Origin of the sequence: Methylobacterium sp. Leaf118 (assembly GCF_920984675.1) — a bacterium.
Lineage (GTDB): Bacteria > Pseudomonadota > Alphaproteobacteria > Rhizobiales > Beijerinckiaceae > Methylobacterium.
In genome coordinates this window covers 66,362-80,770 of the sequence record NZ_CAKLBV010000003.1, presented here as the reverse complement: position 1 = coordinate 80,770, position 14,409 = coordinate 66,362, and the positions used below count along the sequence as shown (strand labels likewise).

Here is a 14,409-nt window from a genome sequence, read left to right as displayed (position 1 = left end):
AGGCGGGCTACCGTGTGCTCGGGCCGGCCGCTACGGCGGCCGAGGCGCTGAGCCTGCTGGAGCAGGAGACGCCTACACTCGCCGTCATCGGCATCGCTCTTAGGGATGAGCTCTGCGCCGAGCTGGTGCGCGCTGCGGCAGCGCGGCGTCGCCTTCCTCATGCATTCCGGTTACCGCCAGGACGACCCGCTCGCTGATGCCTTGGTCGATGTGCCCTGGATCATCAAGCCGGCTCCGCCCGAGGACGTGGTGTCGGTCCTCGACGAGCTGTCGCTCACGGCTGCATCCGTCGGACAGGAAGCAGCTGCGGCCCCGCCACCACGACGGGTCGGGCCTAACGCGGTTCGTGCCAATCCGCTCGTGCGCAAGCTGGAGAGGTTTGCGCCTCTGTCGGATGCGGATCGGGCTCTGCTGGAGCAGATCTGCGCAAACCCACGGATCGTCCCGTCGCTGACAGACCTCGCGCGGGAGGGCGACAGGTCCGACGGCGTGTTCGTCGTGCTGTCGGGCTTCGCCTGCCGCCACAAGCTCCGGGTGAGCGGTGCACGTCAGATCAATGCCTACCTCGTGCCGGGCGACCTGTGCGACCTCGACGTGGCGCTCCTGGACGAGATGGATCACACCATCACCACGCTCTCGACCTGCACGGTCGTGCGACTCGCGCCCGAGCTGATCGCCGACCTGCTGACGCACCATCCCCAGATCGCCCGGGCGCTGCGCAAGAACACGCTGGTGTCCTGCTGCCCTCTGCGGCAGACGAGGTCCACTGCAGCTCTATCTGACGCGGCAGTACCAGGCGGACGGCCTCGGCCCACTTAGCGTCCGACCGGCGCTGCGCGTCGGACCGGGCGGCGGCATTGGCCTCCCTGTCCGACACCGGGGCGGGCGTCGGACGGGCCACCGGACGTGGCGGGGTCGGGGTCTCGTGACGCCGGCTGGCCGGGCGGGCCGTGACCTTGCCCCCTGTTTGCCCCCATTCATAACCAGAGTCCGTTCTGGTTTTGGTCCTGTTTTGACCGGGTTGCAAACGCGTTCGGGATGAGGCCGCCGAGGCTCGTGTGAGGGCGGCAGGTATTGTAGTCGACCCGCCACGCCTCGATGAGGGTCCGGGCCGCCGGCAGGCTCCGGAACAGATGCTCGTTCAGGCACTCGTCGTCGTAGCCGCCGCGCAAAGGTCCGCTTTTTCCTCCAAAGCGGATGTCTCAGCCGGTAGGCTCGAAGGTCCGCAAGGGGTCATGAGTTAGCATGCCGTTCGCTCGGTTGTGCGCCACTTGCAGGCTTTCGCTCTTGAGCGCCGGCAGGTCCGACGGGCGGACGATAACGGGGATGGAGCGGTAGCCGGCCATGGGATGCAACCTGATAAGGGACAGGCCGTCCTCATCGAAGGGGGCGGCCTCCCAGGCAGGAAGGACACCCCAAGGTCCGGGCGCTCCGTGCATCCGCCAACACATGCCCCGGCAGGGACGGGCGCGTCGGCTACGCCTTGGCGGCCGGGGGCTGGGCCGGGCGCAAGAGCTTCGCGGTGAGCGCCTTACTGGCCATACGGCGGTCCCAGCCGCAGATCTCAACGAGGAATCGCATGGCCTCGGCGAAAACGGGTTCGACCCGGACGGCGATGCCGCTGAGCTCCTCGCCGTCCTTCATGCGCTCGTAGACCTTGCGTTGGCGCAGGATGCACCGCAGCCCCTGCGCGACGGCGGCGTCGAGCTCGTGCACGCGCTTCGCCTTGGCCCGGGCACGCTGGGCGCGCTTGCGGGCGTTCTCCTGGCTCTGGGTCAGGCGCGTCGCCGGGGACAGGGGCATGCCCGCATCCTCGTCCTCGGGCACGAACGGGCCGGGCGAGAAGCCCGCGAGTTCGTCGGCGAAGGCACTGGCCCAGCGGGCCCGGTCGGCGATGGCGTCGGTCATGACGACAGGATGCCGGTAGGGGACGCAAGGGACCAGAACGCAGAACCCCCGCCGGCGCCGAGACGCAGCAGCGGGGGTTCGAGGCGTGGTGCGCCTACCGGGTCACCGGATGCCGCCAGTGTAGGGCTATGCCCCGCGAGGGACAATGCCGGAAGGCAGGCCGGGCGCGACTTTCGGAGGGAGCGCGGCGGGACGGGCGTAGGGGTCGTGACCCTGCGCGATGAGATCCTCCGCCATGGGACGGAGCATGATGGGCGTGCCCCGCACCTCGGTACCGTCGACGTCGTAGATGACGTGGGGGTGGGGTTCGGGGACGGTGATGACGACGGGGCGGGAGTCGGTCATGTCGAGCCTCATGGCGCAGGGGATGGCAGGGACGGCAGGAGAACAGGCGAACGGGTCTGGGAAGGGCGGCGATGCAGAAGGCGCTGTACGACCCTCCCTGGACGACGCGCAGAGATTAGGTGCGGAGACTGACGAGTACGGTTCGGGAGGGACGTCCGTAGAGGGCCAGAGGACGGCAGGGACGGCAGGTGCGAGGGACGGGGTAGAGCCCGCGTACGAACCCGGCAGGACCGTTCCAGGGCCTTCTACTAGGGGCGCGGGTAAGAGGACCGGCGGGGAGCCGGGGGGCACGGACGAGGCCCCTCCGGCAGGGGCGGCGACCTCCAACAAGGGCGGGGAAGAGGGAGCGAGAGGGACGGCCCCCAGGGGCTCCGCCCCCGGGGCGCCCCCACCAGCGGGGGCATTATGTAGGAACGAGAGAGCCGAAATCCCTGAAACCTTTGGGGAAATCGTGACACGCACACGGTACAGAACCTCGCCCATGATGGCTCGGACCTGAGCCCCCTTCGACGCCGGGACCTGGAAGGAATCGTGGACCGGCAGCGCGGGGATACCGTCCTTGCGGCAGCCCTTCAGGACGTCGAGGCACATGCAGCTGTCGAGGCCCATGAGCATGACGCCGGCGTCCGACCCGAGGTACTCGCGGATGGGCTCGTTGCGGGCCGCGACCTCGGCCACGAGCTTGGTCGTGTAGCGGTAGCCATGCCCCCAGTCCTCGCGGTCCATGAGGGTGCGGGTGATCCCCTCCAGGCCGCGCTTGCAGTTGAAGCCGATGTTGAGCGCGAGCTTGGCCTCGGCTCGGGGGAAGGCCCAGACATCGTAGGGGTCGAAGTCGAGCCAGATGCCCTTCATGGCGTAGAGCAGCGTCGGGTGCAGGGAGGCGAAATCCTCCTCAACGATGACCTCGCCGTTCAGGAGTAGCTCGTTCCGGCGGTCCTTCGGAAGCTGCTGCCACCAGCCGTAGAGGCGTCCATGCCGGTCGAGGCGCTCCCGGCCGAAAACGCGGACCACGCTGGGCACGTCGGTCGGGATCGTGCAGGCCCAAGTCTCGCGCCCGTCCTTCACCTTCCTGGCGTGGAGGTGGTAGGCAGATCGGCGCCAGTTGGCCGGGTCGGCCTTGGGGTCAACCTTGACGTCGAATGTCCGGAGCCACTCGTTCACGTCCTCGACCTCGCGCACGATGCGGGCCGCGCGCTCCGTCCGGGGGAACGGGATCGGGTCGCCGGCCTCGTTCTTCATGACGACAGGCGGGCGCTCGATGGCGTCCATGCGCAGGCCGCCGAGACGGTTCGTAAGCGCGGACCAGGCCCTGAAGGCCGATTGCACGCGCTCGTTCTCGTTGGTGAGCATGTGCGCCCCGGGCGTCTGGACGAAGGACTCGATAAGCCCCTTCGACGCCAGGTCCTCGACGGTGCGGATCATGCGCCGCATCGTGACCGGGGTGCCGTCGTAGCGGCCGGCGGCCCACCAGTCGTGCGACCGGCTATAGGAGATCCAGCGGCCGGAGCCATCGTGCTCGATGGCGGCGGCGGCGATGACCGCGGCCTGGACGGCACGGTCGGACTTCGTCCTGCCCGGCTCCAGGCCGAGGGCCTCGATGGCCGCCTCGGGGGCGGCGTAGCGGAAGGAGAAGGGGGCGTCTTGCCCCCGTAGCAGCGACATGCAGATGACCCGTGACCCGGTCTCGCGATCAGCCGAGGCACCACACCCGGCTCGCGAACCCTCAGAGGTTCGGCGCGTCGCAGGGCTTTGAGAAGGCAGGGGAATCAGCCACCTGGAGACGGCCGGGAAAGCGCCATCGCGCAGGAGGCACGGAAACGGGGGCTACGCAGGCCCGAGCATGCGGATGGGTTGCCTATCGGGATCGAAAATCACCCCGGTCAGGTGAGGCTCCCTGTGCCTCGTGGCCATCCGTTTCCGGCCATTCGCCAGCTTGGAACTCAGTAGCGGTCGGCTGCGGCGCCATGCCGCATACGGGTCGGTCATGGATAGGCCACCCGATCCGTTGTGAAGGCCCCACGACTCAAATGGATGGGCGCGCGGCTTGCACGGCCATGCTCCAGCATCAACCCCCGCCCGTGGGACCACCGTCCTTAAAGGCACTCTGTCCTCACGCCGGCGCAGATCGGCGATTCGTGTTCCGTGGTGGGGCTTCAGGGCATGTTCGAGGACACTGGCGGCAAGGGCCGTTCGCACGACGCGTTCGACGACCTCCCCGACGCCGGGGTCGAGCGCCGGCGGGACATGCGGCCCATCATGCTCACCTGCGCCACGGTGGAGTACACGAACGACAAGGCCGACATCCTCGACCTCGTCCGCCGCCGGGTGGAGCCTCGGCGACCTGCGCGAGGCTGTTGCGGACCTGACGCGGGTCGAGGCCCGGTTCCCACGAGGGGGCTGGGCCTTTCCGTTCGAGCCGCCAGGACCGTCACCAGCGGCTCGCCGGCATGCGCGACGGTGACGATGGACGGCGCCGGGCGGGCCGCGGCGACCGTCAGGCCGAGAGCGCATAGGCCAAGGGCGGCGACGAGCTCGCGGTCGATCATGGGGCCGGCCTTTCGAGGGGGACGGCCCCATGATGCCCCGGTCAGTCGCCAGTCGAAAGCTCGACCTGTCCGCGGGAGGGGCACAGGCCCGACATCGACACCATCACGTCGAGGCCGTCGCGCTCGTCGACGCTCCAGACGCGCATCTGGGCCTCGCCGTACGCGCCGCCGGGCGGTGACCACGTCCCGGCGAGCTTGCCGCCATCGAGCCATGCGGAACCGGCGCCCTGCGCCTCGATGCGCTCGCGGCCGTTGCGGGTGTCCACCGTCCCGCAGGTGACGCTCGTCGTCCAGTACCGCGTCTTCCTGTCAAACAGCGTGGAATGTTGACCCCGGATCGGCGTCCAAAATTGACCCCCTGGATGGGTATGGCGTGACGCCTCTGATCAGCCCGGCGGAGCGGGTCGGGGTGGCGCAGCCGGGCTGATCAGGGATCCGGAAGGCGCGACGGGTAGCCGACCTCAGGCGCGGTTCTTGAAGCGCCAGCTCTCGTTGCCGGTCTCGACGATCTCGCAATGGTGCGTGAGCCGATCGAGCAGCGCGGTGGTCATCTTGGCGTCGCCGGCAAACACGCTCGGCCATTCCCCGAAGGCGAGGTTGGTGGTGACCACGATCGAGGTGGTTTCGTAGAGCTTGCTGATCAGGTGGAACAGGAGTTGGCCGCCCGACTGCGCGAAGGGCAGGTAGCCGAGTTCGTCGAGCACCACGAGGTCGAGTCGGGCGAGATGGTCGGCGATGCGGCCCTGCCGGCCGGCGCGTGCCTCGGCTTCGAGCCGGTTGACGAGGTCGACGACGTTGTAGAACCGGCCCCGCGCCCCGTCGCGGATGCAGGCCCGCGCGATGGCGATGGCGAGGTGGGTCTTGCCGGTGCCAGTGCCGACGACGAGCACGACGTTGCGCTGATGCGCCAGGAACTCGCCGCCGGCGAGATCGCGCACCAGCCCCTCGTTGATCGGCGTGCCGGCGAAGGCGAACTCGGTGATGTCCTTGGCCAGGGGCAGCTTGGCGATCGTCATCTGGTAGCGGATCGAGCGGGCCTGCTTCTCGCTGATCTCGGCCTGGAGCAGGTCGCCGACGATCTGCTGCGGCTCGTGGGTGCGCTTGACCGCGACCTTGATGATCTCGTCGTAGGCCGCCTTCATCCCAAACAACTTCAGCTCGCCCATCGTGGCGAGGATCTGCTGGCGTTCCATCATCGGGCTCTCCTCAGGCTGTCGTAGCGGGCGCAGTCGGCAACAGGTTCGTGGCGCAGCCGTAGACCCTCGGGAGTCGGGAGGGTGACGGCGGCGGCGGGCTCGCGCTGGCGAGCCAGGATGTTGAGGACGATGTCGGCCGAGTGGACGCCCTCGCGCAGCGCCTCGGCACAGGCGGCTTCGACCGCGGGCAGGCCATCGCCGAGCACGGCGGTGAGGATCTCGACCATCTGGCGGTCGCCGTCGGCGCTGCCGGCAAGCTTGCGCCGGACCCGGTCGAGGGCGGCGGGCAGCACCCAGTCCTTGAACGGCGCCCCGTTGCGGAGCGCACCGGGCTTGCGGGCGAGCACGGGAACGTAGTGCCAGGGATCGAACACCGTCTGGCCACGGCCGAAGGCGCGGGCATGCTCGGCAACGATGCGGCCGTCCTGGCGGATCTCGACACGCTCGGCGTAGGCGCGCACCTCGACCGGACGGCCGATGGCAGAGGCCATGACCGAGTACTTGTTGTTGTCGAAGCGCACGAGGCAGGTCGAGGAGACGGCGGCCGGCACGGCGTGGAAGCCGTCGAAGCGGCCGGCATAGGGCACCAGTGCCGCCCGCTCGGCCTCGAACCGCTCCCAGACGCTGCGCTCGCGTTCCTCGGGATGAGGATGGGCCTTGGCGTAGGCGATCACCCCGTCGAGCAGCAGGGCGTTCAGCTCGTCGTAGCTCTTCACCCGGATGCGCGGGGTGAACAGGCGCTCGCGCACCAGCCCGACCTGGTTCTCGACCTGGCCCTTCTCCCAGCCCGAGGCCGGCGTGCAGGCCACCGGCTCGACGAGGTAGTGCGAGCACATCTGCAGGAAGCGGCGATTATAGGCGCGCTCGCGCCCGACGAAGATCGTCTCCACCGCGGTCTTCATGTTGTCGTAGATCCCGCGCTGGCAGGCACCGCGGAAGAAGGCGAACGCCCGGTCATGGGCGTCGAAGACCATCTCCTGGCTCTCACGCGGGTAGGCCCGCACGAACAGCATGCGCGAGTGGCAGAGCCGGACGTGGGCGACCTTGACCGTCGTGGTCACGCCGCCGATCAGCACGATCTCGTGGCTCCAGTCGAACTGGTAGGCCTCGCCCGGGGCGAAGGAGAGCGGCACGAAGGCCGGCGCCGTGATGGCAGTGCGCTCCCGCTTCCAGCCCTTGGCGTAGCGGCGCACCGCGTCGTAGCCGCCCTCGTAGCCGAGCCCGCGCAGCGCCTCGAACACCCGGATCAGGGTCAGCCGCTCGCGCGGCGGCCGGCTGGCGTTCGTGGCCAGCATCCGGTCGAGGTCGTCCCGCCATGGTCCCAGCTTGGGCAGCGGCTGCACCTCGCGCTCGTAGGCGAAGCTGGTGGCTCCCGAGCGGATGACCTTGCGCACGGTGTTGCGGGAGACGTGCAGGTCGCGGACGATGTCCTTGATCGACCGACCGCGGATGAAGAACTCGCGCCGGATGCGCGCAATCGTGTCCACGCCCTTCATCCCCCACCACCCGTCCGGTCGTCCCGGAGGGCAGTCTGCGAGAGCAAGCTTCAGGGGGTCAGAATTGGACGCCGATCCCCCGCATCAGGGGGTCAAAGTTGCACGCCGAAACACAGACGGCGGCGCCGATGCCGTCCGCCTCCGCCCCGTGCGGGCGGACCTCGTGCAGGATGTCGGGCTCGCCGCCGCGGCGGACGACGACCGTGCTCCGGTCCGCGCCGACCATGACGCGGACGGTGACCTCCACGACGCGCCCGGCGCCGGGGCCGTCCTGGGAGGGGTAGAGGGGTGCGTCGCTCATGCCCTACCCGGCCGCCGTGCCCTTGCGCGCTCGCGTTGTAGAGACACGGTCGCCCTTGCTCAGGATGTGCTGCGCGCCGTCCAGCCCCTTCTTATTGGGCCCGGCCCAGACGAGGTAGTACAGGTGACCGCCTTGCGTGTTCCGGATGAGGCGTCCGGGAGAGACGTGTCCAAAAGCGTCCTTCAACTGGCCTCGATACCACTCCAGCAGCCGGATGCCGGAGTCGGCGAGCTTCAGGGTCTCGGCCCCGAACAGCCCAACCCGCTCCTCGTAAGCGTGATCCCACCAGTCCGGTGACCCGAAGAAGGCGTCGAGCGTCTCCCGCCAGTTCTCGCGTATGTCGCCGCTGCGCACGAGGAAACGCTGGATGGCCATGCCCAGCGGGAAGTTCACGAACACTTCGATTGCGCCGGTCCGCGCCAAGGCCTCCAACTTCGACCACGGGATGTGCATGCCAAAGGGGTCGACGAAGACGACCGCGCGGTGGTGCTTCCAGTTGATGCCACTGTCGAGGATGGCTTGGAGTTCGGTGGCTGCATCGCCCTCTCGGACGACGATGCGGCGGGTGTCACCGTATTCCTCCGCCAGCGCCTGCAGCTCGGCAACGCGCTCCGGGTTGCGCTCGATGAAGACGTAGCGCGTGAACGGGTCCTCGATGTCCAGCGCGACGCGGGGCGAGCCTTTCAGGTACTCGACGGCCTCGGCGTCTGCCGCCGGCTCGGTGTCGAACAGGCCGATCTCTGGCGCCGCCTTGGGCTTGGTCCGAACCTTGGCCCGCCCGGGGCCGGCGAACGCGTCGACGTAGATGGTGCCTCGACACCACCAGCCCTGTTTCTTGAGCACCTTGGTGTAGAAACCGAGGTACTCCCCCAGTGCGTCCAGCTTCTCCTTAGCCCAAGGGCCGACACCTTCCTTGGGCTTCTTGCTCATGCGGCGGCAACCTTGGGTAGGCGCGGTGGAACAGGAAACTCGCTCCACTCGCGTCCGTCCAGGCTGCGACCACCGGATTTTGGGCGGGATCCACCCCATTGCTTAAAGAAGAACGCCACGCCGGCTGCGACACATTGGTCGCGGACCTCCCGGACCCACTCGGGGTCCATCGGCCTGGCCCGGGGACCGCTCTCGCCGCCCACGATGACCCAGTCGATGCCGTCGAGGTCGAGCCGGCCGACAGGGCCGATCAGGGGTTCGATGGACAGGAACCGGATGCCGGCCGGCGCTTGGCGCAGATGGCGGATACGTGAGGTCCTCACGCCGTCCTCGACCGATATGCCGCACCAGATGTGTGCCGGGCCCCGGCTGGTACCGTATCGGCGCCGGAGGAAGTCCCGCATGAGGGAGGAGCGCTTTGTCAGGACCTGGAACGTGTGCCAGTGCGCGCGCTCCATCGTATCGAAGACACGCGCGACGAACTCCTCGGGCACCTCCTTGTGGAACAGGTCCGACATGGAGTTCACGAAGATCATGCGGGGCTCGCGCCACGCCAGAGGCTGCTCCAGGCGCGCCGGGCGCAGGGTCAGGTCGAAGCCCGTTTCAAAGGGGTGGCCGGGGACGCCTCGGAACCGCTCCGAAAAGCGTTCAGCGTAGCAGTTATCGCAGCCGGGGCTGATCTTGGTGCAACCCGTCACAGGGTTCCAAGTCGCGTCGGTCCACTCGATGGCGGTCGCATCAGCCATGCTCAAATACCTATCAAAGGTCAGGTCGCCGCGCGAGGCGGGAACGGCGGCTGCGCCTCGCGATGAAGGCATGATCGCCGCCGCGGTAGCGAGGGACCAATAGGCCTCGGACACCTCTGAAATCCGATTGTTCTCACGAGTCGCGGGCGCCTCATGCGGGATCTCCGCCGCCTGTGCCTGCACTGGCTACGTCAGCGTCCCTAGCGGGCCGAAACTGGTATCAGGCTGGTATCACTCGAACGGGTCGGCCCCCGGCAAGGAAAAGGCCGGAGAGCTAAACCCCTGTGCAGGTGGAGCTTTCCGGCCTTGAAACGTTGGAGCGGGTGAAGGGAATCGAACCCTCGTATTCAGCTTGGAAGGCTGCTGCTCTACCATTGAGCTACACCCGCGGCGGCACTGCCGATATCACGCTCCGGCCGGCTTGAGAAGCGCGTGGCTTGCGTCCACAGCCTCTCCGGGGCGGCAGGATGAAGGGGGCGGCGTCCCGCGTTCTCTCTCCAGGCCCGCCTCCCGGAACGACCCTCCGTGTTTCCTCGCCGCCCGACAGTGAAGGCCGCGCCCAGAGCGGGCGCGGATGCACCGAACGCCGTGTCGGGGCTGGACGTCGCGAAGGTGACCCGCCGCTTCGGCCGGACGCTCGCCCTCGACGACGTGTCGCTCTCGCTCGGGCCGGGGGAGATTCTGGCGGTGCTCGGGGCGTCCGGTTGCGGGAAGAGCACGCTCCTGCGCCTCATCGCCGGCCTCGACGTGGCGGATTCGGGGGAGATCGCCGTCGGCGACCGGCGCGTCGCCGGGCGGGGCTGCCACGAGCCGCCCGAGACCCGCGGCGTCGGGCTGATGTTTCAGGACTACGCGCTGTTTCCCCACCTCACCGTTCTGGCCAATGTCCGCTTCGGCCTCGCCCACCTGCCGGGCGCCGAGGCCCGGCGCGTGGCGGAGGAGCGGCTCGCTCAGGTCGGGCTGGCCCACCGGGCCGACAGCTATCCGGGGACCCTGTCGGGCGGCGAGGCGCAACGGGTGGCGCTCGCCCGGGCGCTGGCGCCGCGGCCGCGGGTGCTGCTGCTCGACGAGCCGTTCTCGAATCTTGACGCAGGGACCCGCGAGCATGTCCGCGCCGACACGCTGGCCGTGCTGCGCCGGGACGGCATCGGCGCGATCCTGGTGACCCACGATTCCGCCGAAGCCATCGCCTTCGCCGATCGGATCGCCCTGATGCACCGGGGCCGGGTCGTTCAATGCGACAGCCCCGAGCGGCTCTACGATGCGCCCCGATCCCCGTTCGCGGCACGGGCGCTCGGCGACATCATCGAGATCCCGGGGCAGGCCGTCGACGGTCTCGTGACGACGGCGCTCGGCCCGTTGCCCCGGCCCGCCTCCATGCCGGACGGCGCGGTCCGGGTGTGTCTGCGCCCGGAGGCGATCCGGCTCGGGCCGGTGGGGGAGGGGGTGACCGCGACGGTGCTCGGCCGCGCCTTCGCCGGGGCGCATCTGCGCCTCGACCTAGTGGTCGCCGGTCGCGACGCCCCGCTGCGCCTCCATGTGCCGCCGGAAGCCGCCCCCGGCGACAGAGTGGGGATCCACCTCCTGCCGGCCCGCGCCTATATCTTCGCGGAGACGCCCCCCGGAGAGAGAATCTCCACAATATAATTAGAATATTTAAAAACAAACCCGCCTTGCCGGTCGGCGGGAGACTGTATAACACCCCACCGTTCGGATGGTTTGGGGGAGGTTTCGGCGTGTCGTATCTCGGCAAGACTGGATTTTGGGCAGGTCTGTGTCTTTCGTTGGGCCTGAGTGGCACGGCGGGCGCGGCGGAGGTCAACCTCTACACCACCCGCGAACCCGGCCTGATCCGGCCCCTGCTCGAGGCCTACGCAGCCAAGAGCGGTGTGAAGGTCAACACGGTTTTCGTCGAGAAGGGCCTCGCCGAACGGGTCGCCGCAGAGGGCGCGCGCTCCGCCGCCGACGTCGTCATGACCGTCGATATCGGCAACCTGATCGAACTCGTCGACCGCGACCTCGCCCAGCCGGTGCGCTCGCCCGTGCTGGAGGCGGCGGTGCCGGCCCCCTTGCGCGACGCGGACGGACGCTGGTTCACCCTGTCGATGCGCGCCCGCGTCCTCTACGCCGACAAGGGCCTGACCGACCTCAAGGCCGCCACCTACGAATCCCTCGCCGACCCGTCCTGGAAGGGCAAGATCTGCCTGCGCTCGGGCCAGCATCCCTACAACACCGCCCTGATCTCGGCCTTCCTCGTGCGCCACGGCGCCGAGAAGACCGAGGCCTGGCTGCGCGGCGTAAAGGCGAATTTCGCCCGCAAGGCCGCCGGCGGCGACCGCGACGTCGCCCGCGACATCGCCGCCGACCTCTGTGAGGTCGGGCTCGCCAATTCCTACTATGTCGGGCTGATGCGCTCGGGCCGTGGTGGTCCGGACCAGCAGAAATGGGGCGAGGCGATCAAGGTGGTGCTGCCGATCTTCGAGGGCGGGGGCACCCACGTCAACGTCTCGGGCGCCGTCGTCGCCAAGAACGCGCCGAACCGCGACGAGGCGGTCAAGCTCCTCGAATATCTCGTCTCCGACGAGGCGCAGGCACTCTACGCCAAGACCGACTACGAGTACCCGGTGAAGGCCGGCGCCACGATCGATCCCCTGCTCGCCAGCCTCGGGACGCTGACCTTCGACCCGACGCCGCTCGTCGAGATCGCCCGCAACCGCAAGGCGGCGAGCCTGCTCCTCGACAAGGTCGGCTTCGACAACTGAGCCCGAACGGGGCACAGGGCGCGGGGCACAGGGCGCGGGACGGACGACGCGGCGGGGTCATCGGCCAGGGGGATGACCCGATCCATGCGGGAAACGATGTCGGCGGCGCGCGGTCTCGGCTGGGTGGGGGCGGCGGCGCTGGCGGCGCTGCTGCTCTCGCCGGTCATCTCCCTGGGCCTGTCGGCCTCCGAGGGCGGGGGCGAGCTGTGGCCGCATCTGGCGGCCTACGTGCTGCCCCAGGCGATCCGCGACACGGCCCTCCTGCTCGCGGGCGTCGGCCTCCTGGTGATCGGTCTCGGCACCGGGGCGGCATGGCTGGTCTCAGCCTTCGACTTCCCCGGCCGGCGCCTTCTCGACGCAGCGCTGCTGCTGCCGCTCGCGATGCCGACCTACGTCGTCGCCTATGCCTATCTCGACCTGATGCACCCGCTCGGGCCGCTCCAGACCGGGCTGCGCGGGCTTCTCGGCCTCGCGAGCCCGCGCGACCTGCCCCTGCCGGATCTGCGCTCGCTGCCCGGCTGCATCGGGCTTCTCGGCTTCGTGCTCTATCCCTACGTCTACCTGCCGACCCGGGCGCTGTTCCTGATGCGGGCCGGCACCCTGCTCGAGGCCGCGCGCATGCTCGGCGCCGGGCCGTGGCGCACGTTCCTGCGGGTGGCCCTGCCGCTGGCCCGGCCGGCGGTGGCGCTCGGGACCGGGCTCGCCCTGATGGAGGCGCTCAACGATGTCGGCGCCGCGGAATTCCTGGGTGTGCGCACCCTGACGGTGCAGGTCTACGCCACCTGGGTGAACCGTTCCGATCTCCCGGGCGCGGCGCAGATCGCGCTGGTGATGCTGACCTGCGTCGTCGCCCTCGTCGGCCTGGAGCGGCTGGCCCGCGGTGGACGCGGCTATGCCGGCAACGCCCGCCGCGATGCCGCCAGCGCCCGGCGCCGGCTGAATGGCTGGCGGGCCGGCGCGGCCCTGGCCCTCGGCGCGGCGCCGGTCGCCTTCGGCTTCCTGCTGCCGGCGGGCCATCTCGCCTTCGAGGCGTGGCGGCGGATCGGCGGACACGGCCTGCCCGACGCCCTGGCGTCCCAGACCCTGAACACGATCCTCTACGCAAGCGTCGCGACCGGGGTGACCGTGGTGATCGGATTGCTGGTGGCGGCGACGCCCTATCTGCTGGGCGCCCGCGCCGGGCGGATGCTGATCCGCGCGGCCGGCCTCGGCTACGCCATGCCCGGCACCGTGCTCGCGGTCGGGCTGCTCGGGCCCCTGGCCCTGCTGGATTCCGGCTTGTTCGAGGTCGGTATCGCCACCGCGCTGGTCGGGCTCGGCACCGGGGGCGCCCTCGTGATCGCCTACGCCCTGCGCTTCCTCACCGTGACGGTGGGCGCCAGCGAGGCCGGGCTCGCCCGCATTCCCCGCGCGATTCCTGATGCCGCCCGGGTGCTCGGACGGAGCCGGCTCGCGACCCTGACCACCATCCAGCTCCCGCTGGCCTGGCCGGCGGTGCTGAGCGGCGCGCTCCTCGCTTTCGTGGATATCGCCAAGGAGCTGCCGGTGACGCTCCTGTTGCGCCCACTCAACGTCGAGACGCTGAGCACGCACCTCTACGGCGAAGCGGCGCGCGGCACCTATGAGGATGGTGCCGCCGCCGCCTTGCTCATCGTAGTGATCGGCCTCGTGCCCGTGACCCTGCTGCTGCGGCTCGACCGGGACGCGGTTCTGCGACGGGGCGAGCGGCTCTGATCCCTTGAGGGGGCGTCAGGAGCCCAGGAGGACGTTCACGGAGCCGTACACGGTCACGGCGATGCCGAGCGCGAACACGGCGATCATGGCGTAGGAAATCGGCTTCATCTGCATCGATGGATGGCTCCTGAGACGGCGATGTTTTTTGTGGTCGCGTCGGCGGCGGCCGACGCGGTTCGGGGTGACCCTCCGGCTCGCACAGGCTGTGCCAGGGGGCTTAGGTGCGCTGCAATATCCTCAGACTTGGTCGGAAACGCGACCGCGTCCAGTCTTGCGGCACCCATTCTCGAAAACGTGAGCGAATTTGATCGATAACGTTCCGATCAATCCGGAATCATGCACGATGCTGCAAGACTATCCGGCGACCGACCGTGACATCGTGACACGATTCGACCACGCGGTCGGTCCCGTGCGGCCGGTTCATCGTCGAAAGGTTCCGTCCGGA

12 protein-coding genes, 1 tRNA gene and 1 pseudogene are annotated in these 14,409 nt (G+C 69.3%); 4 read left to right on the top strand and 10 right to left on the bottom strand.

Annotation, left to right across the window (positions count from 1 at the left end; all coding sequences use genetic code 11):
• The first annotated feature begins 105 nt into the window (after positions 1 to 105).
• A complete protein-coding gene (locus LW587_RS02310) occupies positions 106 to 819 on the top strand; it encodes a Crp/Fnr family transcriptional regulator (protein WP_232627988.1) in 714 nt (237 codons plus the stop codon).
• A gap of 158 nt (positions 820 to 977) precedes the next feature.
• Here LW587_RS02310 and LW587_RS02305 read toward each other — a convergent pair.
• The 10 genes and pseudogenes from LW587_RS02305 to LW587_RS02260 form a co-directional block, all read right to left on the bottom strand.
• A pseudogene (locus tag LW587_RS02305) lies at positions 978 to 1,172 on the bottom strand (integrase core domain-containing protein); the annotation flags it as partial.
• 304 nt (positions 1,173 to 1,476) lie between these two features.
• Positions 1,477 to 1,908, bottom strand: a complete 432-nt coding sequence (locus LW587_RS02300) for a hypothetical protein (protein ID WP_232627987.1) — start codon at positions 1,906 to 1,908, stop codon at positions 1,477 to 1,479.
• A gap of 126 nt (positions 1,909 to 2,034) precedes the next feature.
• Complete coding sequence (locus tag LW587_RS02295; protein WP_232627986.1) at positions 2,035 to 3,915, bottom strand: hypothetical protein; 1,881 nt, start codon at positions 3,913 to 3,915, stop codon at positions 2,035 to 2,037.
• A gap of 925 nt (positions 3,916 to 4,840) precedes the next feature.
• A complete protein-coding gene (locus LW587_RS02290) occupies positions 4,841 to 5,065 on the bottom strand; it encodes a hypothetical protein (protein WP_232627985.1) in 225 nt (74 codons plus the stop codon).
• A gap of 195 nt (positions 5,066 to 5,260) precedes the next feature.
• On the bottom strand, positions 5,261 to 5,992 hold the full coding sequence (gene istB, locus LW587_RS02285; protein WP_232628064.1) for an IS21-like element helper ATPase IstB: 732 nt from the start codon (positions 5,990 to 5,992) through the stop codon (positions 5,261 to 5,263).
• On the bottom strand, positions 5,992 to 7,491 hold the full coding sequence (istA, locus tag LW587_RS02280) for an IS21-like element ISMdi27 family transposase (protein WP_232627984.1): 1,500 nt from the start codon (positions 7,489 to 7,491) through the stop codon (positions 5,992 to 5,994). The genes istB and istA overlap by 1 nt, the downstream gene beginning before the upstream one ends.
• A 58-nt stretch (positions 7,492 to 7,549) precedes the next feature.
• Entirely contained in the window at positions 7,550 to 7,792 is a 243-nt protein-coding gene (locus LW587_RS02275; RefSeq protein WP_232627983.1) for a hypothetical protein, read from the bottom strand.
• Positions 7,793 to 7,795: 3 nt separating this feature from the next.
• The gene (locus LW587_RS02270; RefSeq protein ID WP_232627982.1) at positions 7,796 to 8,722 is read right to left on the bottom strand and encodes a three-Cys-motif partner protein TcmP; all 927 of its coding nucleotides are present in this window, start codon (positions 8,720 to 8,722) and stop codon (positions 7,796 to 7,798) included.
• Positions 8,719 to 9,651, bottom strand: a complete 933-nt coding sequence (locus LW587_RS02265; protein ID WP_442919080.1) for a DUF5131 family protein — start codon at positions 9,649 to 9,651, stop codon at positions 8,719 to 8,721. The genes LW587_RS02270 and LW587_RS02265 overlap by 4 nt, the downstream gene beginning before the upstream one ends.
• Before the next feature lie 132 nt (positions 9,652 to 9,783).
• Positions 9,784 to 9,857: transfer RNA gene (locus LW587_RS02260), tRNA-Gly, on the bottom strand.
• A gap of 199 nt (positions 9,858 to 10,056) precedes the next feature.
• On the opposite strand from LW587_RS02260, the gene LW587_RS02255 reads away from it, so the two are divergent.
• The 3 genes from LW587_RS02255 (at position 10,057) to LW587_RS02245 (ending at position 13,964) form a co-directional block, all read left to right on the top strand.
• A complete protein-coding gene (locus LW587_RS02255) occupies positions 10,057 to 11,115 on the top strand; it encodes an ABC transporter ATP-binding protein (protein ID WP_232627981.1) in 1,059 nt (352 codons plus the stop codon).
• A gap of 137 nt (positions 11,116 to 11,252) precedes the next feature.
• Positions 11,253 to 12,230, top strand: coding sequence for an extracellular solute-binding protein (locus LW587_RS02250; protein ID WP_232627980.1), 978 nt, complete (start codon positions 11,253 to 11,255; stop codon positions 12,228 to 12,230).
• 96 nt (positions 12,231 to 12,326) lie between these two features.
• Positions 12,327 to 13,964, top strand: a complete 1,638-nt coding sequence (locus LW587_RS02245; RefSeq protein ID WP_232627979.1) for an ABC transporter permease — start codon at positions 12,327 to 12,329, stop codon at positions 13,962 to 13,964.
• Positions 13,965 to 14,409 lie beyond the last annotated feature (445 nt).